Annotated in this window: 17 protein-coding genes and 1 tRNA gene; 9 read left to right on the forward strand and 9 right to left on the reverse strand. The window is 70.5% G+C overall.

Features of this window, described 5'->3' with window-relative positions; all coding sequences use genetic code 11:
- The first annotated feature begins 2 nt into the window (after positions 1–2).
- Both FJQ56_RS10175 and FJQ56_RS10180 read left to right on the forward strand, forming a co-directional pair.
- Entirely contained in the window at positions 3–932 is a 930-nt protein-coding gene (locus FJQ56_RS10175) for a rhomboid family intramembrane serine protease (RefSeq protein ID WP_140009285.1), read from the forward strand.
- 281 nt (positions 933–1213) lie between these two features.
- Positions 1214–1396, forward strand: coding sequence for a hypothetical protein (locus FJQ56_RS10180; protein ID WP_140009286.1), 183 nt, complete (start codon positions 1214–1216; stop codon positions 1394–1396).
- A 230-nt stretch (positions 1397–1626) separates the two neighbouring features.
- Here the strand turns inward: FJQ56_RS10180 and FJQ56_RS10185 are convergent, their stop codons facing one another.
- The gene (locus FJQ56_RS10185) at positions 1627–2097 is read right to left on the reverse strand and encodes a cell division protein CrgA (protein ID WP_140009287.1); all 471 of its coding nucleotides are present in this window, start codon (positions 2095–2097) and stop codon (positions 1627–1629) included.
- Positions 2098–2143: 46 nt separating this feature from the next.
- Here FJQ56_RS10185 and FJQ56_RS10190 point away from each other — a divergent pair, with 46 nt between their 5' ends.
- Positions 2144–3007 (forward strand): DUF881 domain-containing protein, encoded by an 864-nt coding sequence (locus FJQ56_RS10190; RefSeq protein ID WP_246084068.1) that lies wholly within the window; start codon positions 2144–2146, stop codon positions 3005–3007.
- Between the two features lie 17 nt (positions 3008–3024).
- On the opposite strand, the gene pknB is transcribed toward FJQ56_RS10190, so the two are convergent.
- Genes pknB through FJQ56_RS10225 form a run of 7 tightly spaced genes read right to left on the reverse strand, consistent with a single transcriptional unit; the run spans position 3025 to position 11847 of the window.
- Positions 3025–4827, reverse strand: coding sequence for a Stk1 family PASTA domain-containing Ser/Thr kinase (gene pknB, locus FJQ56_RS10195; protein ID WP_140009288.1), 1803 nt, complete (start codon positions 4825–4827; stop codon positions 3025–3027).
- Positions 4824–6359 carry a serine/threonine-protein kinase gene (locus FJQ56_RS10200; protein ID WP_140009289.1) on the reverse strand — a complete coding sequence of 512 codons (1536 nt, stop codon included), beginning with the start codon at positions 6357–6359 and terminating at the stop codon, positions 4824–4826. The genes pknB and FJQ56_RS10200 overlap by 4 nt, the downstream gene beginning before the upstream one ends.
- Positions 6360–6384: 25 nt before the next feature.
- Positions 6385–7848 carry a peptidoglycan D,D-transpeptidase FtsI family protein gene (locus FJQ56_RS10205; protein ID WP_140009290.1) on the reverse strand — a complete coding sequence of 488 codons (1464 nt, stop codon included), beginning with the start codon at positions 7846–7848 and terminating at the stop codon, positions 6385–6387.
- On the reverse strand, positions 7845–9254 hold the full coding sequence (locus FJQ56_RS10210; RefSeq protein ID WP_140009291.1) for an FtsW/RodA/SpoVE family cell cycle protein: 1410 nt from the start codon (positions 9252–9254) through the stop codon (positions 7845–7847). Before FJQ56_RS10210 ends, FJQ56_RS10205 begins: the two co-directional genes overlap by 4 nt.
- A gap of 4 nt (positions 9255–9258) precedes the next feature.
- Entirely contained in the window at positions 9259–10659 is a 1401-nt protein-coding gene (locus FJQ56_RS10215) for a PP2C family protein-serine/threonine phosphatase (protein ID WP_246084069.1), read from the reverse strand.
- On the reverse strand, positions 10656–11132 hold the full coding sequence (locus tag FJQ56_RS10220) for an FHA domain-containing protein FhaB/FipA (protein WP_140009292.1): 477 nt from the start codon (positions 11130–11132) through the stop codon (positions 10656–10658). Before FJQ56_RS10220 ends, FJQ56_RS10215 begins: the two co-directional genes overlap by 4 nt.
- The gene (locus tag FJQ56_RS10225) at positions 11125–11847 is read right to left on the reverse strand and encodes an FHA domain-containing protein (RefSeq protein WP_140009293.1); all 723 of its coding nucleotides are present in this window, start codon (positions 11845–11847) and stop codon (positions 11125–11127) included. Before FJQ56_RS10225 ends, FJQ56_RS10220 begins: the two co-directional genes overlap by 8 nt.
- Before the next feature lie 216 nt (positions 11848–12063).
- Here FJQ56_RS10225 and FJQ56_RS10230 point away from each other — a divergent pair.
- The 6 genes from FJQ56_RS10230 to FJQ56_RS10255 all read left to right on the forward strand — a co-directional run bounded on the left by FJQ56_RS10230 (position 12064) and on the right by FJQ56_RS10255 (position 20969).
- Positions 12064–12146, forward strand: a tRNA-Leu gene (locus FJQ56_RS10230).
- 734 nt (positions 12147–12880) lie between these two features.
- Positions 12881–14710 (forward strand): RNA-binding domain-containing protein, encoded by a 1830-nt coding sequence (locus FJQ56_RS10235; protein ID WP_140009294.1) that lies wholly within the window; start codon positions 12881–12883, stop codon positions 14708–14710.
- Positions 14711–15221: 511 nt separating this feature from the next.
- Positions 15222–18101: a hypothetical protein gene (locus FJQ56_RS10240; protein ID WP_140009295.1), complete on the forward strand. Its 2880-nt coding sequence runs from the start codon at positions 15222–15224 to the stop codon at positions 18099–18101.
- A 96-nt stretch (positions 18102–18197) separates the two neighbouring features.
- Positions 18198–18485, forward strand: a complete 288-nt coding sequence (locus FJQ56_RS10245) for a hypothetical protein (protein WP_140009296.1) — start codon at positions 18198–18200, stop codon at positions 18483–18485.
- A 113-nt stretch (positions 18486–18598) separates the two neighbouring features.
- Positions 18599–18994, forward strand: coding sequence for a hypothetical protein (locus FJQ56_RS10250; RefSeq protein ID WP_140009297.1), 396 nt, complete (start codon positions 18599–18601; stop codon positions 18992–18994).
- Positions 18995–19604: 610 nt separating this feature from the next.
- A complete protein-coding gene (locus tag FJQ56_RS10255) occupies positions 19605–20969 on the forward strand; it encodes a helix-turn-helix domain-containing protein (RefSeq protein ID WP_170215337.1) in 1365 nt (454 codons plus the stop codon).
- Between the two features lie 59 nt (positions 20970–21028).
- Here FJQ56_RS10255 and FJQ56_RS10260 read toward each other — a convergent pair whose 3' ends face one another.
- On the reverse strand, positions 21029–22111 hold the full coding sequence (locus tag FJQ56_RS10260; protein WP_140009299.1) for an alpha/beta hydrolase: 1083 nt from the start codon (positions 22109–22111) through the stop codon (positions 21029–21031).
- Between the last annotated feature and the right edge of the window lie 39 nt (positions 22112–22150).

Below are 22150 nucleotides of genomic sequence, written 5' to 3' on the forward strand. Positions count from 1 at the left end.
CGATGTCCGAGCCCGCACCCGGCGTGACGGTCTGCTACCGGCACGCCGGGCGCGAGGCCAACATCCGCTGTCAGCGCTGTGAACGTCCCATCTGCACCGAGTGCATGCGGGACGCGGCCGTCGGGTTCCAGTGCCCGTCGTGCATCAAGGAGGGCGCCCGGTCGACCCGCCAGGTCGTCGGCCCCTACGGCGGCACCCGGTCGAGCAACCCGGCGCTGACGTCGTACGTGCTGATCGGGATCAACCTGGCCGTCTGGCTCGGCGTGATCGCGACCGGGTGGCACTCGAGCCGGCTGCCCGGGCTGCTCGGCCTGGCCCCGCGCGGGTTGTGCGAGTCGGTCGCGGAGCCCGGCCGCTTCTACAGCAACGCCGCGTCGCAGGCGCTGTGCTCGGGTAGCGACATGCGGTGGGTGCCCGGCGTGGCCGACGGCGCCTACTGGCAGCTGGTCACCAGCATGTTCCTGCACATCGAGATCTGGCACATCGCCGCCAACATGCTGTCGCTCTACATGCTCGGACCCACGGTCGAGGCGGCCCTGGGACGGACCCGCTTCCTGGCGGTCTACCTCATCGGCGGGCTCGCCGGCGGCGTGACCGCGTTCTGGCTGTCGGCGTCCGACGGCTTCACGCTCGGTGCGTCCGGGGCGATCTACGCCGTCTTCGGCGCCCTCGCGATCCTCGTGCTGAAGGTGGGGGGCGACCTCCGGCCGATCGGGATCAACCTCGCGATCAACCTCGTCATCACCTACGCCGTCCCCAACATCTCCTGGCAGGCCCACCTCGGCGGGTTGCTCGGCGGTCTGGTGGTGACCGCGATCATCGTCTACGCCCCGCGCGGCGTACGACGTCCGACGATCCAGTGGTCGGCGCTCTTCGGCGTCACCGCCCTGATCGTCCTGGCCGTGGTGCTCAGGTCGGCCGCGCTCGCCTGAGCTCTGTCCACAGCTGTGGACAGACCGGTGGACAACTACACCGTTGTTATTCGTTCCACAGGTGGGGATAACCCTGTGGATAACTACGGCGGCGACGGGTCCGGTCGGACGGCCGGATTCCGGGTCGTGTGCCTGACGTCGGTCCCCGGACCGCTATGGGGCACACGCCTCTGAGCCGGACGCCCGATGCCACGCGCACCGGCACGGGCCATGATCGCCGGCCCCGGGGAGCCTGTGGATGACGCGCACGCACCACCCCGGTCAGCGCGCACCATGACGCGATGGACAGCACCGACCCGGACCGACGACTCCGCACCGCACGCCGGGCGTGGGGAGAGCGGGACCTCGCCGTCCTGGTCGCCGACCAGGCGGGCATCGTCGCCCGCCGCCAGCTGACCGCGACCGGGGTCGACCGGGACGCGGTCGAGGCCAACATCGCCGCGCGCCGATCGATCGGCTGGTGATCCGGTGCTCGGGTCACGAGCTGCGCCACGAACCGACCGAGGTCGCGCTCGATCTCATCGCGCTCGGTGTACCGGGTCAGCTGCTCGACTCGGTCGCCTGACTCCGCTTGGGAGATGGGGTCGTGTGTCTGGCGGTGGGTCGGGGACCGGTGTCAGGCACACGACCCCCCAACCCGGGGCTCACACGACAGGTCGCCCGCCGCCGGAGCGCCGAGCCACGAGGGCCGGGGTCACTCCCAGCGCGTGGCGAAGGTGAAGCCGACCGCCATGAAGGCGATGCCGACGACCAGGTTCTTCTGGTCGAGGTCGTTGAAGACCGGGACGTTGGAGGTGTCCTGGGCGATGGCGTAGTAGACGCAGATCCAGGCCAGGCCGATCAGGAAGCAGCCGAGCATGCCGACCACGACGCCGCGGCCGCGGCCGAGGGGGGTGGCCGGGTGGGCGGTGAGGATCAGGCCGACGAAGAAGACGCCGAAGCCGATCACGTAGTTCCAGCCGCCGAGGTCGCGCATGAAGCCGGGCCCGGTCGACTTGGGGTCGAGGACCTCGGGGGACGGGTCGGGGGCGCGGACGCCGAGGTAGTAGAACGCGATGTAGGCGATGCCCACCACGATCAGCAGCAGGGCGATCCCGAATCGGATGCTGAGGACCGGCCCCCGGTCGGGGTCGAAGGTCTGCTGCTTCGCCTTGAGCTTGGCCACGTGATGGATTCCTTCGGGTCGGTGAGTCGCGGGTTACCTTAGTCGGGTGCCGCCCCCCGACCGAAACGACCCCGGCGCCGAGCCCGACGTCGAGCCCGACGTCGAGCCCGACGTCGAGCAGCGCACCCCGCCCCGCACCGACCCACGCCGACACACCGGCTGGGGCTGGCGACTCGGCACGCCCGTGGTCGTGACCGCCGTCGGGGCGCTCTTCGTCATCAGCGCCACCAACAGCCAGGGCACCGACCTGCGCCCGGGGCGCTACACCGACCTGGCCAGCCTGACCGACAACGAGTCGCGCGCCTACCAGCAGCTCCAGGGCCGGGCGAGCGACCTCAAGACCGAGGTCGACCGGTTGACCCGCGACGTCGACGACAAGCGCGTACGCCGCACCGAGCGTCAGGCCGCCGCGCTGCGGTCGTCCGCCGGGCTGCGGGCGGTATCGGGCTCGGGGGTCAAGATCGTGCTGTCCGACGCCCCCGAGGACGTCTTGGAGGCGGCCCTGGCCGAGGCCGGCAGCGACGACCCCGCCGCCGACGTCAACCTGCAGCCGCTGGTGGTGCACCAGCAGGACATCCAGGCCGTGGTCAACGCGCTGTGGGCGGGCGGGGCGCGAGCCGTGACCGTGCAGGGCCAGCGGATCGTCACCACCACCGGCATCAAGTGCACCGGCTCCGCGGTCCAGCTGCAGGGCGTCCCCTACCCGCAGCCCTACACGATCGAGGCGGTCGGCGACCCCGCCGAGCTCGTCGCGTCGATCGACTCCGACGCCTGGACCACCGGCTTCCGCGCCGACGCCGGCCGCCCCGAGGTCGGGGTCGGGTGGGACCTCAGCGAGCAGGACCGCGTCGAGGCGCCGGCGTACGACGGCCTGCTCGACGTCGACCTGGCCAGGCCCCAACCCCGCTGACCCGCCCGGCCCCCGGGTCAGGGCGGCGGCGGTGTCGTCTCGGGCGGGTTGTCCGGAGGCGGCGTGGTCTCCCCCGGTGTGCTCGGCGGCGGTGACGTCGTGGTGGGTGCGGTGTAGACCGCGACGAAGACGGTCACGATGCCGCCCTCGTTGAGCAGGGTGCCGGGAGGCTGGGCCTGACGGACGACGCGGTTGTTCTCCTCCGGCTTGTCGGTCGGCTGCTCGACGATGTCGGGCTCGAACCCACGGCCCTTGATCTTGCGCTGGGCGAGGTCGCGGCTGTCGCCGACGACGTCGGGGACCTCCTCCTGCCCGTCGGAGTAGAAGAGCGTGATCCGGGTGCCCTTGGCGACCTCGGTGCCACCGGCGGGGTCCTGGCGCAGGATCTCCCGCTCGGGCTCGTCGCTCTCCTCCTCCTTCTTGGTGACCACGAACCCGGCCTGCTTGAGCTCGGCCTCGGCGTCCTCGAGCGACTTGTTCGTCACGTCGGGCACGGACACCTCGGCCTGACCGATCGAGATGGTCAGCTCGATCGCGGTGCCCGGCTCCTGGTAGGAGTCGCCGGCGGGGGACTGGTCGATCACGTTGCCGCTCGGCTCGGTGTCGCTGTTGACCGAGGTCGGGGGCTCCTTGACCGAGAAGCCGGCCGCGCCGATCTCGGTGCGGGCCTGCTGCTCGGTCATCCCGACGACGTTGGGCACGGCCTTCGTCTCGGGCGAGTCGGGGAAGAGCGAGTCCTTGACCAGGAACCACCCGGCGATGAGCAGCGCCACGGTGAGCAGTCCGAGCACGAGCCACAGGCCCGTGCGCGGTGGGCTGTCGTCCGGCGCCAGCGGCGTCGGCTCGGGGCGGCGCGGCGGGGTGGCGGCCACCGCCGGGACAGGAGTGGGGACGGGGACCGGGCGCGGGGGCTCGGGGGCCGCCACGGGGTGCGCCGCCGCCTCGACCGGTCGTCCGGCCAGGTAGCGCTCGATGTCGGTGCGCATCGCCGCGGCCGACTGGTAGCGGTCCTCGAGTCGCTTGGCCAGCGACTTCATCACGATGGCGTCGACGGCCGGGCCCAGGTCGGTGTCGTGGTCGGACGGCGGGTCGGCCTGCTCGCGCACGTGCTGGTAGGCGACGGCGACCGGGCTGTCGCCGACGAACGGCGGCCGGCCGGTGAGCAGCTCGTAGAGCAGGCAGCCCGCGGAGTAGACGTCGGAGCGCGAGTCGACCTGCTCGCCCCGGGCCTGCTCGGGGGAGAGGTACTGCGCGGTGCCGACGACCGCGGCGGTCTGGGTCATGGAGTTGGCGGCGTCGCTCATCGCCCGGGCGATGCCGAAGTCCATCACCTTGACGTCGCCGCTGGGGGTGAGCATCACGTTGCCGGGCTTGATGTCGCGGTGGATGATGCCGGCGCGGTGGCTGTAGTCGAGGGCCGAGAGCACGCCGCTGGTGATCTCGAGGGCCCGCTCGGGCAGGATCTTGCGGCCCTCGCGCAGGATGTCGCGCAGGGTGCGCCCGGCGACGTACTCCATCACGATGTAGGGCTGGGCGACGCCGCTGCCGTCGGTGGCGGGCTCCTCGCCGGTGTCGTAGACCGCGACGATCGAGGGGTGGTTGAGCGAGGCAGACGACTGCGCCTCGCGCCGGAAGCGGGCCTGGAAGGTGGCGTCGCTGGCCAGGTCGGTGCGCAGCCGCTTGACCGCGACGATGCGACCGAGGCGGGAGTCGGTGCCCTTGCGGACCTCGGCCATGCCGCCGCGCCCGAGCAGCTCGCCCAGCTCGTAGCGGCCGCCGACCACGGTGGGGCCGGACTCGTCGGACCTGTGGTCGTTCACGGGGTGGGCACTCCCTCGGTGGGCGGTGTGACGGGATCGCTGGGGGGCGGCGACGAGGGCGGGGAGGTCGGCGGGGACGACGGCGGCGACGAGGGCGGGGAGGACGGCGGGGACGACGGCGGCGACGAGGGCGGCTCGCTCGTCGGGGTCTCCGGTGCGTCGTCCCAGTAGGTCACCGTGATGGTCTCGCCGGGCTGGACGTCGCCGCTCGGGGACACGGCGGTGACCTGTCCGTCGAGGTCGGGGTTGTCGTTGTCCTGCCCGTTGCGCTGGACCCGGAGGTCGAGCTCGCGCAGGTCGGCCTCGACGTCGTCGACCTGCTGGCCGACGTAGAGGCCCTCGTCGACCGAGACCGTGCCGGGTGCGGTGCTGGTCGGTGTCGTCTCAGTAGGCGCTGTCGACCGGCCCGTGGTGCTGGGGGGAGTGGAGGCCGGTTCGGAGTCGTCGTCGTTGCCGGTGAGCAGCAGGATCACGACGACGGCCAGCGCCACCACGAGGAGCACGACGAGCACGAGGGGCCAGGGGTTGGTGCGCTCGTCGTCGGCGACGGGGGTGCTGCTCGTCGCCGGGGCGGCCGCGGGCTCGTGGGCGGGCTCGTAGGACGGCTCGTAGGGCGTGGCCGCGAGCACCTGGGTCTGGGTGGCGTCGGACGCTGGCACCACGGGCGCGACCGCGGGCGGGCGCTGGACGGCCGCCGTGGCCGGGTCGCGCAGCGCCGCGGCGAACGCCGCCCCGTCGGGGTAGCGGTCCTCGGGGCTCTTGGACAGCGCGCGGGTGACGACCGCGGCCAGGTCGGCCGGCACCCGGGCGGGCAGCGACGGGACGGGCTCGCGGATGTGGGCGAGCGCGGTCGCGACGGGCGACTCGGCGTCGAAGGGTCGTCGTCCGGCCAGGCACTCGAAGGCCACGACCCCGAGGGCGTAGACGTCGGAGGCGGCGGTGGCAGGGCGGCCCTCGGCCTGCTCGGGGGAGAGGTACTGGGGGGTGCCCATGACCGCACCGGTGCGGGTGATGCCGACGCCGTCGGCGGCGCGGGCGATGCCGAAGTCGGTGACCTTGACCTTGCCGGCCGGGGTGACGATCAGGTTGGCGGGCTTGACGTCGCGGTGGATGATGCCGGCGCGGTGGGCGGCACCGAGGGCCTCACCGACCTGGGCCAGCAGGTCGCGGACCGCCACCGGGTCGAGGTCGCGCCCGGCCCCGATCAGGGCCGAGAGCGGCTGGCCCTCGACCAGCTCCATCACCAGGAACGGGCGGGGGTGGCCGGAGCCGTCGGTGGCGTCACGCTCACCGACGTCGTAGACGGCCGCGACCCCGGGGTGGTGCAGGGCGGCGGCGTGCCGCGCCTCGGTCTCGAAGCGGGAGCGGAAGACGGGGTCGTCGGCGTACTCGGTCTTGAGCAGCTTGACGGCGACCTCGCGCCCGAGGGCGGTGTCGGTGGCCCGCCACACCTCGCCCATGCCGCCCGTGGCGATCCGGGAGTCGAGCCGGTAGCGGCCGGCCGTGTCGGCGAACTCCTGCGACTCGGTCATCTCGTACTCCTCACCCTGGTCTGGCTCACTTGTCGAGCACCGCTTCCATCACGGCCTTGGCGATGGGACCGCCCAGGCGTCCGCCGGCGATCTCCTGGCCCGGCGCCTCCTCGATCATGACGGCGACCGCCACGTCGGCGTCACCGGCGGGGGCGAAGGACACGAACCAGCCGTAGGGAGGCTTGCCGGCCACGCCGCGCTGGGCGGTGCCGGTCTTGCCGGCGACCTCGACGTCCTCGATCTGGGCCGGCGTGGCCGTGCCCTCGTCGACGGTGGAGACGAGCACGTCGGTGAGGGTCTTCGCGGTCTCGGAGGAGATGGCGCGCGACAGCTCCTCGGGCTCGGTCGTCTCGGCGTCGTAGTCGGCCTGCTGGACCTCGTCGACGATGTAGGGCCGCATGACGACCCCGTCGTTGGCGATCGCGCCGGCGACCATCGCCATCTGCAGCGGGGTCGCCTGCACCTCGAACTGGCCGATGCCGGTCTGGCCGACCTCGGGCGGGGTGAGGTCGGAGGGGAACGCCGAGCGGACCTGGCCGTCGAGGTCCTCGAGGTAGTCGCTGTTGAACCCGAACTTCTCGGCCTGGCGCAGCATCCCCTCGGAGCCGACCTTGATGGCCAGCTGGGCGAAGGTCGTGTTGCAGGACTGCTCCATCGCCTTGCGCAGGGTGAGCCCGTCGGCCGGGCAGGAGCGGCCCTCGTTGTCGATCTGGCCCGTGGCGCCGGAGGTCTGCGGCAGCTGGAAGGTGTCGCCGCCGGGGACGATGTCGTCGGGGCCGTCGTAGTCACCCGACTCGAGCGCTGCCGCCGCGGTGACCAGCTTGAACGTGGAGCCGGGCGCCAGGCGCTTCTGGATGCCGCGGTTGAGCAGCGGCTCGCTGCTGTCGCGCTCGAGCGTCTGGTAGAGCTTGTCGCGGGCCGCGAAGTCGTGGGTCGCGAGGCGGTTGGGGTCGAAGCTCGGCACCGAGACCATCGCCAGGATCTTGCCGGTCTTGGGCTCGATCGCCACGACGGAGCCCTCGACCCCGTCGCCGAGCGCCGTCAGCCCCTTGTACGCCGCCCGCTGGGCGTCGGGGTCGAGCGTCAGCTGGACGCTGCCCCCCTTGGGCGGCTTGTTGCCGAGCAGCTCGACCAGGTTGCTGATGAACAGGCGCGGGTCGTCGCCCGAGAGCACCTTGTTCTGCGACGACTCGATGCCGGTGCTGGAGCCGAACGAGAAGTAGCCGGTGACCGGGGCGTAGAGCCCGCGGTCGGGGTAGGTGCGTAGGAACTTGAACTCGTCGTCGACGGCCTTGCTCTGCGCGATCGGGGTGCGCCCGACCAGGATGGCGCCGCGCTCGCTGGAGTAGGCGGCCTCCTTGACGCGGCGGTTCTCGGGGCGCTTGTCGAGGCTGTCGGCGGCGACGAACTGGTAGTAGGTCGCGTTGAGCATCAGCGCCAGGAACAGCAGCATGAAGAAGATGGAGACGGTGCGGATCGGCTTGTTCATCGCGAGACCTTGATCAGCTGGGTGGCCTCGTTGGCCTCGGCCTGCTCGTCGACGGGCTCGAGGGCGGGCAGGGGGCGGCGGGCCTGGTCGGAGATGCGCAGCAGCAGCGCCACGACGACCCAGCTCGCCACCAGCGAGGAGCCGCCGTAGGACAGGAACGACGTGGTGAGCCCGGTGAGCGGGATGAGGCGGGTGACGCCGCCGATGACGACGAACACCTGCAGCGCGATGATGCCGGCGAGCCCGGTCGCCATCAGCTTGCCGAACCCGTCGCGCGAGATCACCGCGGTGCGCAGGGCCCGCTCGACGAGCAGGCCGTAGAGGACCAGGACGGCCAGGACGGCGGTCAGGCCGAGCTCCTCGCCGATCGAGGCCATGATGAAGTCGGACTCGGCGTAGGAGGTGCGCGCCGGGTCGCCGCCGCCGAACCCGCGGCCGATGAGCCCGCCCCAGGCGAACCCGAAGAGACCCTCGACGAGCTGGTCGCTGTTCTGGCCGAGCGGGCCGCGGTAGTACTCGAAGGGGTGCAGCCAGGTGTCGACGCGGACGCGCACGTGGCCGAACAGCCGGTAGGCCGCGGTGGCCCCGGCGAAGAACATCACGCCGCCCACGATGATCCACCCGGGCCGCTCGGTGGCGACGTAGAGCATCAGCAGGAAGAGGCCGAAGAAGAGCAGGCTGGAGCCGAGGTCCTTCTGGAACACCAGGATGCCGAGGCTGACCAGCCACATCGCCACGATCGGGCCCAGGTCGCGCCCGCGCGGCAGGTCGACGAACAGCACCCGGCGCCCGGCCAGCGCCAACGCGTCGCGGTGGAGCACGAGGTAGCCGGCGAACGCGACGACCAGCAGCACCTTGGCGACCTCGCCGGGCTGGAAGCTGAAGGGGCCGACGCCGATCCAGATACGGGCGCCGTTGATGTTCTTGCCGATGCCGGGAAGGATCGGCATGAGCAGCAGCACGATCGCGAGCAACCCGAACGTGTAGGTGAACCGGGCCAGCACCCGGTGGTCGCGCAGCACGAGCAGGGTGCCGGCGAAGAGGATGACGCCGACCGTCATCCAGGTCAGCTGCTGGCGGGCGAAGGTGTGGTCCTCGGCCAGGTCGATGCGGTGGATGACCGCCAGGCCCAGCCCGTTCAGGGCCGCCACGACCGGCAGCATCACCGGGTCGGCGTACGGCGCCACGAGCCGCACCACGACGTGGGCGCCGACCATCAGCGCCGCGAGCCAGCCGCCGTAGCCGATGATGTCGGGCGGCACCTTGCCCTGGACGCCGAGACCGACCGCGGCGTAGCCGCCCACGCCGACCCCGAGTGCGAGTACGAGCAGGAACAGCTCGGCCCCTCGACGCCGCCGGTGGACGAAGCCCATCAGCGTCGACGGGTTGCCCGGTGTGGTGGCCATCTGCTCAGCCGCCGGTCTCGTCGGTCTCGTCGGGCAGCCGCTTGGCGCCGAGCTCGTCGACCCGGTCGCGGGCCTCGGCGAGGTCGTCGACCGGGATGCCCTCGCGGACCAGGTTGCGGTCGAACTCCGCGAGCTCGTCGACGCGCAGCGTCGTCACGACGACGACCTCGGACAGGTCGAAGCCCGGGAGCGAGGCGTCGAGGCCGTGCTGGATGACCACCACGCCGTCCTCCTCGCCTACGTAGTACTGGCGCTGCACGTAGGACCACGCGGCGGCCGCGCCGATCCACAGCAGGCCGACGACGATCACCAGGACCATGACCCGGCGCAGCCACGTGTAGCGGGGCCGCGGCTGCGGGGCGTAGCGGGCGGCCTCGGGGTCGACCGGCCGCAGCGGGTCGGAGGCGACGGCGAACGGCAGGTTGGCGGGGAGGTCGGCCTCGACCGGCTCGAGCTCGCCGGTGTCGCCGGAGCGGTGGCCGCGGAACAGGCCGCGCGGCAGCTTGCGCTTGAGCTCGGCGGCCGCGCCGACGAGCATCGGCTCGAGCTCGGCGTACGCCGGGTCGGCCGCGGCGGCCTCGGGCGTCACGACGTCGGCGACGACGCACGTGACGTTGTCGGAGCTGCCGGCCTCGAGGCTGGCGCGGACCAGCTCGACGGCGGCGAAGTCGGGGGTGCCCATCGAGAGGATGTCGGCCAGCCGGCCGTCGTCGAGCACGCCGCAGGCGCCGTCGCTGCACAGGAACAACCGGTCGCCGTCGACGAGCTCGAGCATGAAGAGGTCGGGCTCGGCCTCGTGGATGCCGTCGAGCGCCTTGAGGATGAGGTTGCGGTTGGGGTGGACCCGCGCCTCGGCCTCGGTGATGCGGCCCTCGTCGATGAGGCTCTGCACGAAGGTGTGGTCGGTGGTGAGCTGACTGATCTCGTTGTCGCGGAAGAGGTAGGCGCGGCTGTCGCCGACGTGCCCGATGCCGACGCGACGGCCGTCGAAGAGCGCGACCGTGGCGGTGGTGCTGGTGCCGCTGATCGTGGGGTCGGCGTCGACGAGCCGCCCGATCTGCTCGTGGGCCGAGTGGAGAGCGCGGGTGACCCGGTCGAGCAGGGGTCCCTGGCCGTCGGGCGGGTCGGCGTCGAGGTTGCGCAGCTCGGAGACCGCGGTCGAGGAGGCGATGTCGCCGCGGGCGGCGCCACCGACGCCGTCGCAGACCGTCAGCAGCCACGGACCGGCGTAGCCGGAGTCCTGGTTGTCCTTGCGGACCCGGCCGACGTCGGAGATCGCCGAGTAGTGCAGCAGCAGGGGTTCGACCGGGGCGGGTGCGCCCGAGACCGTGGCGCTCTCGCGGGTGGCCTCCGGGTCGGCGCTCGCCTCGGCGGCCGCGTCGGGCTCCTGGGGGGTGCCGGTCACTTCTGCAGCTCCAGGATCGTCTTGCCGATGCGGACCTGGGTGCCGAGGGTGATCGTCGTCGGCTGGGTGATCCGGACGCTGCCGATGTAGGTGCCGTTGGTGGAGCCGAGGTCCTCGACGAACCACTGGTCGCCGGAGGCGGCGATGCGGGCGTGCCGGGTCGAGACGTAGTCGTCGTCGAGGCGGATCGCGGCGTCGGTGCCGCGCCCGATGAGGATGGGTGCGCGGTCGAGCCCGGCCGTCGCCCCGGTGTTGCTGCCCTGGGTGACCGCGACGCGCGTCGGCGAGCCGCGCCGCTTCGATGCCTTCTGCTTCGGCGGCTTGGGGGCGTCGGGGGCGCGCACGGTGCGCTGGGCCTCGGGCACCCGCGCGCCGAACATGTCGGAGCGGATCACCGAGATGGCGGCCAGCACGAAGATCCACAGGATCGCCAGGTAGGCGATCCGGATCAGGAAGTAGGTCAGCTCAGACACCGTGGGCCTCCTCGCGCACGATGCGCAGCGTCATCGTGGTGGTGCCGACCTTGACCTGGGAGCCCTCGCGCAGCGTGGCGCGGGGGACCTTGCGGCCGTCGACGGTGATGCCGTTGGTGGAGCCGAGGTCGTGGACCTCGACGAGCGGGTCCTGGCCCTCGCGGCCCAGGGTGATGTTGAACTCCAGGTGGCGCCGGCTGATGCCCGGGTCGTTGATGCGCAGGTCGGCGTCGGTTCCGCGGCCCACGACCAGCCCCGGCGGCAGCAGCGGGTGCTGGCTGCCGTTGACCTCGATCAGGGCCTGGGCCCGGGTGACCTGCGTGTGGGTGGCGGTGCCGACGACCTTGGCCTGGGCGGCGCTGCGGATGCGGAACCGGCCGGTCGTCAGGTCGCCGGCCTCCTCGAACCCGATCCGGATCGGACCGGGGAAGACGTAGGACTGCCCCTGGGCGTGCTCCTGGAGCTGGTCGGACAGCTCGCGCGCCAGCGTGGAGTCGTACGGCGCCAGGCGGCCCAGGTCGGTCGCCGACAGCTCGACGTGGAAGTCGTTGGGCACCATGCGCCGGTCGCGCGACAGGATCTGCGCGTTGTTGTCGATCTCGCGCTCGAGTGCGGCCGCGATCTCCACCGGCTGCACCGCGCTGCGGAAGGCCTTGGCGAACGCGCCGGAGATCATGGACTCCAGGCGTTGCTCGAAGCGCTGCAATCCCCCCACGACCCACCTCCTCGACACGGCACGCGCCACGAGACCCTCGCGTGGCATGACAACAGCCGGTCGGACGACCGGAAGTTCGCTCGATGGTAGCGAGACGAGGCCCGCGAGCCACGCAAGCAGGACCGGGGCGACCCGGCGTGTGCCGGGTCCGGGACGCTCACGGCGCTACCGGTTTGGGTGGTGATCGTGGGCTGGGCTAGTCTTCAGCGGCTACTTGCGCGAGTGGCGGAACGGCAGACGCGCTGGCTTCAGGTGCCAGTGTCCGAAAGGGCGTGGGGGTTCAAATCCCCCCTCGCGCACACAGACCGGCGCAGGGAACTTCCTGAAACGGTTTACGCAATGGAGAGGCCCCTGACCTGGGACGATGGTCAGGGGCCTTCTCCGTTCGGCCGGCAGAAGAGGAGGCGGAGTTGAACCCGCAAGCTCTACCTGCCCGCTGTGGGCCGCTATGGGGTCTGCTCCGCCCAGGCCAGGCGAAACTGAACACCCCACGACGGCCCCGCCGACCCCGGGGAGCATCCTCACCGATGGGGCAGCCGCGTCGTCCTGACCCGCACACCACACTCCACGCCGTGCCAGAGTCACGCGCCGATGACCGTCCGGCTCCCGCCCTTCCCGGTTGAATCGTTGGGTTCTGGTCGGGTCGCCGTGCGCTGGTGCGGTGCGGTGCGGTGCAGTCAGGGGGGTCCGTCGAGTGGGGAACTGGCCAACTGGTGGTTAGACAGGATGCGTTTAAACAGTTGCGTCGTGAGCCGAACGCGGACAACACCCCCTGCTGCCCATCTGCCCAGCTGCCGACCTGCCAGCCCCTGCCGGCCTGACCCAGCTCGCTGGACGACGTGGAGCGACCGACCACGGAATCTCTCCGTTTCGCGCAACGAAGTGGTGCTCGACGAACCGGCCCTCGCCCACGGCCGATGCAACGAGGACGGCCGCTAGGTTCGCCGCCGCATACCGGCATCGCTCAACCACCAAACTGTTTAAACAGTTGGTCGTACACTTAGCCAGTGCACAGCGACCGAGGGATGACGCGATGATCGAGGTGGACAGCGTCGAGACACTGGACGAGCTGCTAGGCGAGCTCCGCACCCTCAAGGTCGACCATCAGGTCGTGGAAGCCAAGGCCTCCCGCAAGGCACTCCCAGATTCCCTCATGGAGTCCGTCAGTGCCTTCGCCAACACCGACTCTGGCGGTCTCATCCTCCTCGGAGTGGACGAGAACGATGGCGCGTTCGACGTCGTAGGGGTCGAGAACCCCAAGCCAGTGCACGACACCTTCGCTGCGCGATGTGCGCTCCTCGACCCACCGATGCGCCTGGCCATCTACGCGCTCGACCACCCAGACGGTGTCGTCCTCACTGCCCGGGTCCCGTCGGTTCCGAGGCACCAAAGACCATGCCATCGCCAAGGCGAGCCCTACACCAGCTCCTACATCAGAGTCGGTGACCGCGATGACCTGATGAGTCGACCCGAGGTCGATGACCTGCTCGCGAACCGGACGGGCAAAGACCACAGTGCCCGCGCCGCACCCGAGGCAGCGATGCTCCGAACAGATCTCGTTGAAATGTTCCTCACTGCCGCCAGGCAGGTAACGCCTCGCAACGAGGAACTGCCCCCCGACCGCCTCATGCACAAGTACCGAATCACAGACGACGCCGGTACGCCGACGCTGGCGGCCATCCTCGCCCTCGGAGACAGCCCCGAGTCACAAACCCCAGCGGCCCGCGTTTCGTACCAGGTCGCGCCTGCGGCGGGCGACGACTCCGTCCGTTTTGCGACAGCAACTCACCTCGAGGGGACTATCGGGGAAATCCTCGACGAGGGCATCGCACTACTGCGCCGCGACCTGAGGAGCAGTGTCGCGTCGCGTTCCGACGGCCACGTGGTGAACCGCTTGGAGGTACCGGTCGAGGCGCTTCGAGAGATCCTCGGCAACGCACTTGTCCACCGCAGCTTCGCCCCGGGTCAAGACCAGTCCTCGTCGCGGCTCGTCGTCCAGGACGACTACGTCTTGGTGACGAGTCCCGGCGGCATCCACGTCGACGTCGACCCCCGCGACCTAGGTCATGCCGCCACCCTCAGCACCCCCCGCAATCTCACGCTTACCAGGATCTGCGAACTGCTCACGACACCGAGTGGTGCCCGGCTGACCGAGGGTCAAGCCTCGGGTATCCGGGCAGCAGACCGGGCCTGCCACCAGACTGGCAACGCCCCGGCATTGTTTGCTTCCCGGCCGGCCCGCTTCTGCGTCGCCCTCTTCCGGGGTCCTCTCGACACAGCACGCACCGCCTCGCTCTACGACTCGTCAGGCTTCTCCCTGAACGTTCGCGAAGCTCGGATCGTGGCCTTCGCTCGGCGGCTCGAGGACTTCCTCGCTCAGGACCTCAGCTCGGACTTCAATGAGGTCCGCTTGGACGCACGCCTAGCGGCACGTCTCTTCGAGCGCACCGACCAGGAGCGAGTCACAGTTGAACTCGCCGGGCTCGAGGAACGGGGAATCCTCCGCAGCCGCCGTATCGCCGACCGCGTCGCTTGGTCACTCACCCCGACCGAAGAGCTACGCGGCGGCGCGCCGGGAGAGCCGGACGGCGGCGATTCCGGAACCAAGCGCCCCCGCCGTAAGAGTCGCTCTGAGCAGATATCAGTCCTCCTCAGCGCGATCACCGAGGCAAGACATAGCGAGGTGAGGCTGAGCGACGCCATGGACGCGCTGGGAGTGTCGCGCGCGACGGCAAACACCGTCATCCGGATCGCCGCGGAAAAGGGTCTCGTCGAGGCAACGACTGATGTGGTCCACTCCCCGAATCGTGCATACCGCCTGACTCCGACTGGCGAGGCTGCCGCAGCCCGCAGGCGCCGCTAGGTAGTGGTTTCGATCGATGTCGCCCACGCGGACTGCGTATCCGATGAGGTGGCGTTCTGAGATCATGAAGACCTCGTCAATCCATGTGGCATCAGCGAGAGCGGTGGCCGATCTCGGTGAGTCGGTGACTTGGAGCGAGTGCGCGCATGCACTCGCCGAGTAGGTGGACGGTTTCGTAGGCGATGCGAGGCCCTGTGGTCCGATTTCCGAGTCAGCTGGGACGGACCGCCGGATCAGACCCGGGGCGACTCAGTCGCCGCCACCAACCCGTTGGCCGACGAACTCCCGATGATCACGCTGCGTCGAGGGCTCGACCGCGCCAACTCGGTGGCCCCTGCGCTCACGGCGGCCGGCATTGAGAGGAGAGCGGTCCGTCCGTCCGCGGCCGGCGGGCGCACGGGCTAGACCACTCGGGGTGGAGCCGATGAAAGATTGCCAAACATGCCATCAAGGGTTGACGTGACTGGCAAGTCTTGTTCTGATCGTCATCCACCCCTGATCGAAGGCCGCGATGACCCAGACGACCGACGCCACCAGCTCCTCGACTCCGACGCCCATCGAGCAGATCTATCACCAGCTGATGGGCCTGTTCGGCGGCACGAATCCGAACCAGTTCCTCAACATGAGCCTGCCGGGCACGGTGCTGACGCAGTCGGACTTCGCGTGGGACGTGACCACGTCCAAGCCCGCGCTCGTTGCTGAGGCCGAGTCGCGGCTCGTGGACCAGATGTACGACGTCGCGCAGATCTCCGGGGCGTCCAACGGCCAGACGCTGTCGTCGCAGTACACCCAGGCCCTGAGTGCGCTGGTGCCCCGGTTCGAGCCGGGTGTGGCCGCCATGAAGAACAAGCTTCGCGAGTTCCTGACCTCGGCTGCGCCGCCCGCCTCCACGGTCAACGGCACGCCGTTCACCGGCACGCTGCAGGAGCTGTACTTCGCGCTCTACGAGTCGTGGCTGGAGAAGAAGTCCGAGTGGGACACCCTGGTCGTCCAACAGCGGTCGGGCCTCAGCTCGGAAGAGTTCCTGAAGTGGTACGAGGAGGTCGCCGAAGGGCACCTCGCGCGCATCGACGCGGCGGAGGGCCGGCTGCTCGCGGTGCTCTCGCCGTCCGACATGGACGCCATCCTGGGCGCGCTCGCCGCAGGGCCGGGTGGCCAGATGCAGGAGAGCCTGGATCAGGTGCTCGACCTGAGGCTGCCGTCGCCCTCGGGCGGCTACGTGTACCCCGTCGACCTGACGCCGACCGACTGGTTCCTCGGTCTCGCGTCCGACCTGGACCCGGTGGACCTCCTGGGTGATCCCCAGTTCATCGCCTTGACCCTCAGTGGGCGGACCCAGGCCGTGATGGCGAGCATCAGCCAGGTCCAGGCGTTGCTGGCCCAGGTGCCTTCCAGTGACGCGGCCGCCAGGGCGGCGGCCGCATTCACGACCGCCCAGACCACGTTCACCTCGGCGCAGAACTCGCTGATGAACACCTACACCTCGAACACCGTCACCGCGGTGCAGATGGTCATGAGTGCGGTCGGTGGTGGTGAGATCGCCGCAGGTGCGAAGGGTCTCGAGGAGCTCGACTCCGCCGTGACCTCGGTCAGCACGGCCAACAAGGACGAGGCGGTCGAGACTGCGGCTGCGCGGGCCGATGGCAGCCCGTTGACCCCCGAGGACTTCGACAAGCTGGTGGCCGGGCAGCAAGCGGCGATCGCTGCACAGTCGGCACTGACCAGCAGCGCGCAAGCGCTGTCCGACGCGGGAATGAACCTGGCGTCGACCCAGGCCCGCCAGTTCGGGAACCTGCCGGTGCTCCTTGCTCGGCTCCAGAGCCAGCTCGCAGACGTGCAGACACTTCAGAGCCAGCTCGCCGCCTCTGTCTCGTCCGGCTCGACCACGCGTGCCGTGGTTCCGGTGACGTACGCCGACGCCGACAAGCCCGCCATCGCCAGCGTCGCCGCGCTGCTGACCCCGACCGACCAGCCCAGCCCGATCGCCTGGCTCACCAGCGTCTGGGCTGCCATCACCCCGACGACCACAGGCGCCACCCCTCCGGCGGAGCTGTTGCCCCTCTACCGTGGGGCACTCCGAGCGTGGGCCCAACCGTCGGCGGACGCCGTACGGGCAGCCGCCGCCAACCTTGCCGGGCTCGTCAACGCGGCTGAGGACGCGTTCCGTACGGCCACCTCCACGCCTTCGCCGGCCCTCGAGGACGTCCTCGATGCGCTGAAGAACGTGGTGAACGCGCCCGCCGTGCCCAGTGATCTCCAGGCCGCCAGCGCCTCGCTCCTCATGTCCGATCAAGCTGACGTGTCGTCTGCCGAGACGGCGTTCCCGGCCAGTGCCGCTGCCCTCCGCACGCTCATCCAGGCCGCCACGGCGGCAGTCGACACGGGGCTGAACGACGTGAACTCGCCGGTGGCCCCGACCGCGACAGACGACACCCCCGTCGTCGCGGAGGTCAAGAAGATCTCTCCGCTCCCGAGCGAGGCGTTCAGCTACCTGGTCGCGCAGGGCACCACCCCGCAGGCAGCGTCGTCGACCTTCGCGACGATGACCAGGGCGGTCCAGGGAGTCCTCGCCGGCTACACCAGCGGCGCACCCGCATCCACCAAGGCCGCGGCCGACGACCGCTGGATGCAGGTCCAGATGTCGTTCTCCCAGTCGGAGATGCAGAAGCAGTCGTCGGAGGCATCCCTGGCGAGCACCTCGTCGTGGAGCTGCGACTTCTTCTTCGGGAGCGCCGGCTCCAGCTCCAGCTCGAGCTCGTCCTCGGTGTCCGACCACAGCTTCGAGGAGGGCTCGACCATCGCGATCGGGTTCAACGCCACGAAGGTCAACGTCAACCGGGGGTGGTTCGACCCCGGTGTCTTCAAGCTGTCCTCCGACATGTCGCGACTGACCACGGCGCCGGTCTCCGTCGGTGCCGTCGAGTTCGACGGGGCCTCTGCGAAGCAGACCCTCGAGGCGGCCAATGCTGCTCTGCTGCCGTGCTTCCCGGTCGCGTTCCTCGTCGTGAAGGACGTGACCCTCCGGTTCAGCGTCCACGAGTCCCAGCTCGACGCGGTCCAGTCCGTGGTGGACAGCCGCTCGGCCTCGGGCGGGGGCTTCTTCTGCTTCTCCTCCGCCAGCTCGTCCTCGTCGCACTCCGACAGCTCGTCGATGAGCAGCGTCTCGTCCGACAATGCGATCTCGGTGACCATTCCCGGGCCTCAGATCCTGGGTTGGTTCCTCGAGTTCACCCCGAAGGACGACAGCACCCGCCTGATGGACGAGGTCCCCGCCGCCGGCCAGGAGCTCGACATCACCCAGTTCGTCGAGGAGCTGCGCCGCTACCAGGACCCGGACGTGCCGGCCGCCGTGACCGACGGTGGACCGTCGGGGCGACACGCCTCCGAGTAGGGCTGGCCGTCCACCGCTCGGGACCGCCTTCAGACCGCAACCTCCGCTCCCACCCCAGCCAGAAACCAAGCGCAACCCACCACAGATTGGAAGACCATGCCGCTACCGACCCTCAACACCCCGGTCACCGACGAGCAGGTGAGAGCCTGCATCAACCTCGAGCACTTCCCGGAAGCGACCCCCGGTTCGAAGGGGTGGCACGAGGGCCTCTTCGAGCCCTGGACGAGGTCGTACGGCTATCCCGGCGGCATGGCCGTCTACGGTTCGGTCACGGTCGGCGACAGCGAACATCACATCTACTACCTCAACGATCGCCGGCAGTGCCCCATCATCCTGCGCCGCGGAGAGACGCCGCAGAACTACGGGGTGGATCCGGAGGCCTAGTGGCAGTAACCGCAGTGAGCCGGTCGCCCCTGTCCGCGCGGCTGGTCTCTCACGAATGACGTCACCTCACGGGTGATCCGAGCCGATCCCCATCCATCACCAGGAGACCCGCCATGCCGCTCCCCGTCAAGCAAGCCCTCCAGCGCGCAGCCGCGCAGTCCGCACACGGTCCGGCCTTCGGCGTCAACGAGTGCCAGATGCAGTGCCGTCTGCTGTACGAGGTGCCGTCGAACGGCACCCTGACCGCCGCCGACGACTGGAACAAGTCGAAGAACAAGCACACGGGCAACCCCCACGACGCGCCCGTGGGCGCGTTCCACCGATGGACCGGTGGATCGACCGGAGCCGGTCACGTCGCCGTCAGCCAAGGAGCCGGGAGCGTCTGGTCCACCGACATCAAGCGCCCAGGCTACTTCGACCTCACCACGGTGGACCACATCAATCAGGCCTGGACCCACCTGCACTACGTCGGCTGGACCACCGACATCGACGGCGTCGTCTGCGTCTGACCGTTCAGGCTGCGCGAGGCGGGCGCGGAGCGAGACCTCCGGCCGGCTGCTCCCGCATCCGACGGACCGGGTCCCGTCGTACTCCGAGCGTCAGCCGCAGCACCAGTGCGGGTCAGAGCGCCGGGGCGGGACGACCGGCCCACCTGTCGGCGGGTCCGTCGGCAGGTCCGTGGGCGACGATGTGGTCCCCGAGGGGGACTCGTCCGGAGTTGCCGACGCCGGGACAGCAATCACCCCGCCACACCAGGCCACCACCGGTGCGGTGACACAGACCAGAGCGGCAGCGGCGATGCCGTGAGCGAGTTTCGTGGGCAACGGTCGGTCCTCACCTTGGATGCGGGCCGCACTGGAAGCCGACCGCGAGGACGGCAATAAGACAGCTCCTGCACCGGTGCCATGCGACGAACTACCCAAGATCGCTAGAGCGGGCCACGGTGACCAGCCCGAGCAGACGGCGAAGTGTGACCGGTCGGCGGTTGACGTACGCCGCTTCGCCACGGCCATGGCTCGATGCCACCGCCACCGCCACCGCCGCCCAGGCGGCACGGTCTCGGCGCACGTGGACCGGCCCCATCCTCTCCACTTGCTGATCGGGCGCGACAATGCCCACGTGCGCTCAGAGCTGTGGGAGGCCATCGCGGCCGTCGACCCCGTCCTTCTTGGACGGCGACTCAAGGAAGCGCGGCTCGAGGCAGGTCTGACCCAGCCGGAGGCCGTGGGCGACGGCATGTCGGCGGCGTACCTGTCGCGCGTGGAGCGAGGACAGCGCCGCCCCAGCCCGGCAGCCCTGGAGAAGCTCTGCGACCGACTCGGTGTCTCGATGGACCTCGTCGTCCGTGGGACCGACCGGACCGACCCGCGCGCCGTCGAGTGCGAGGTCGGGTTCGCCGAGCTCGCGGCACTGTCAGGTGCCTCCCACGACGCCTTGGCACGAGCCACCCGGCTGCTCGAGAGCGGCGAGCTCGACGGGTCGACGCACCTGCACGGTCGCATCCTGATGGTCCTGGGCACCGCCCAGGCCGCCCTGGGCAACCCGGCAGACGCCGTGGAGACCCTCACTCGGGTCCTGGCCTCGAGCCCACCGACGCACCTCCGCGCGCAGGCCAGCCTCCGACTGAGCCGACTGCTCCGCGAAGGCGGCGACCTCCCCCGAGCGACCTCGGTGGCCGAGGACGCGATCGACGTCCTCGACAACGACGGCGGGCGCTCGGCGCAGGTCGCCGACGACACCGCCCACCTCAAGGTCACCCTTGCGGCCGCCTGCTGGGAGAGCGGTGACGTCGAGCGCGCTCTCCTCATCTGCCGCCAGGTGGCCGCCGAGAGTGAGATCGGTGGCTCCCCGGCAGGCCGGGCCGCGGCCTACTGGAACACCGCGATCATCGAGTCCGAGGCGGGCAACCTCGACGAAGCGCTGACCCTCACCCGGAAGGCACTGCACCTGTTCGAGAACGAGACCGATCTCAGGCTCTACGCGAGGCTGCGGACCCAGCTCGGGGAGCTTCTCCTCCGTATCGACCCGCCGGAGACCGACGAGGCCTTCGAGCACCTGACGGCAGCCAGCCAGGCGCTGGGCCTCACCTCTGCCGACTCCTACGACGTGCTCCACAACACGATGGCGCTCGCCCGCGCCAGCTTCGCCCGCGGTGACCTGGAACGAGCTCGACGAGACGCCGCGGCCTGCCTGGACCAGGCCGACGGCCACCCCTACGTGGCGGCCACGGCTGCGACCCTGCTGAGCCGGATCGCCGGGCAGGAGTCCGACCGGAGCGCTGAGCGAGACCACCTGCTCGCGGCCGTCGGCTACCTCGCACACGCGGGTGCCGACCGGCGCATAGCCCAGCTCTGGTTCACGCTCGCGAGCTCGCTCGACGAGGTCGGCCTCACCGAGGAGGCCAAGGACGCCTACCGACGCGCCGCCGCCTCGACCGGTCTGACAGCCACCTACTCGAACGCCGCCAAGGCGCAGCACATCTAGCCATCCCGGGGTCGCTGACCTCGCCGAGCACGGCCTGCGGACGCAAGGTCATCGTCAGCTCAGCGCGCGCCGAGCAGCTCCTCGACGAAGAACGGGACCACGACCTGCTTGGTGCGCTGCCGCTGCTGGGCGGGAGTGAGGGCCCGGTCGCACGGTTCGAGCGCGTCGTCCTCGCCGCCGATGCGGCCCGGTGACCACCACGTGTTGAAGAAGTTGTGGTTCCCGCCCACGATGCGCGCCTGGGACGCGCCGGGGTTGGACCCGCGTACGTCGTCGACGTAGGCACTGCCTCGCTCGCCGACCGCGCCGTCGCAGCTGGCGGTGACGACCTTGAAGGGCACCTTGGTCACCAGCGTGTCCTTGTTGCTCTCGCCGGGCGGGACGAAGTAGACGGGCGCGAGCGGCAGCACGGCGCGGACCCGGACGCCCTTCGGCCACTCGGAGCGGTGCTGGTCGGAGGCCTGCCACATGACGGCCTTGCCGGCGCGGGAGTGACCCAGCGTGCCGACGTTGCGTGTGTCGACGTGGCCGCGGAAGGCGGGGTGGGCACGCTTGCCGGTGCGCTGGTTCCAGAACCGTCCGGCGAGCGGACCCTTGCCGGTCGTGACGAGCGTCTGCCACATCGCGAGGTGCTTGTTGATCAGGTGGGCCCGGCCCCAGTAGCCGGGGTCGCCGAGGGCGTGCGCGTTGATCGCGTTCGCGCTGATGGAGACGACGACGAAGCCGCGTGCGGCCAGGCTCTTCGCCAGGTAGTCGTAGCCGCGGTAGCTCGGCAGCGGTGTGGTCCCCTTCGTGCAGGGCCAGTCGTTGGTGGGCTTCCCGGCCCGCTTGTCGAGGCAGGTCCACCAGCTGCCGTGCTCCATCACGATGAGCGGGTGCTCGGTCCGACCCAGGCGGGTGGGGTAGTGGACCACGGCGGCGAGCTCCTGGCGCACCGGTCGGTCGGGGTGCTCGATGTCGGTCACCGTCGGGTCGACGAAGACCTCGTCCCCCAGGTCGTAGGCGACGGTGGAGACCGGCACCCACCGGGTCCGCGTGGGCGCCTCCTGCGCGGCGTACGACGGGGCCTGGGCCTGGGCGACCGTGGCCGGCCCCAGGGTGATCAGGATCGTCGCCAACGCCGTCAGCCATGCTCGTCTCATCAGTCCTCTTTCGCATCGGTGAGCTGTCCCGATGGAGCG

Origin of the sequence: Nocardioides plantarum, assembly GCF_006346395.1 — a bacterium.
Taxonomy (GTDB): Bacteria; Actinomycetota; Actinomycetes; order Propionibacteriales; family Nocardioidaceae; genus Nocardioides; species Nocardioides plantarum.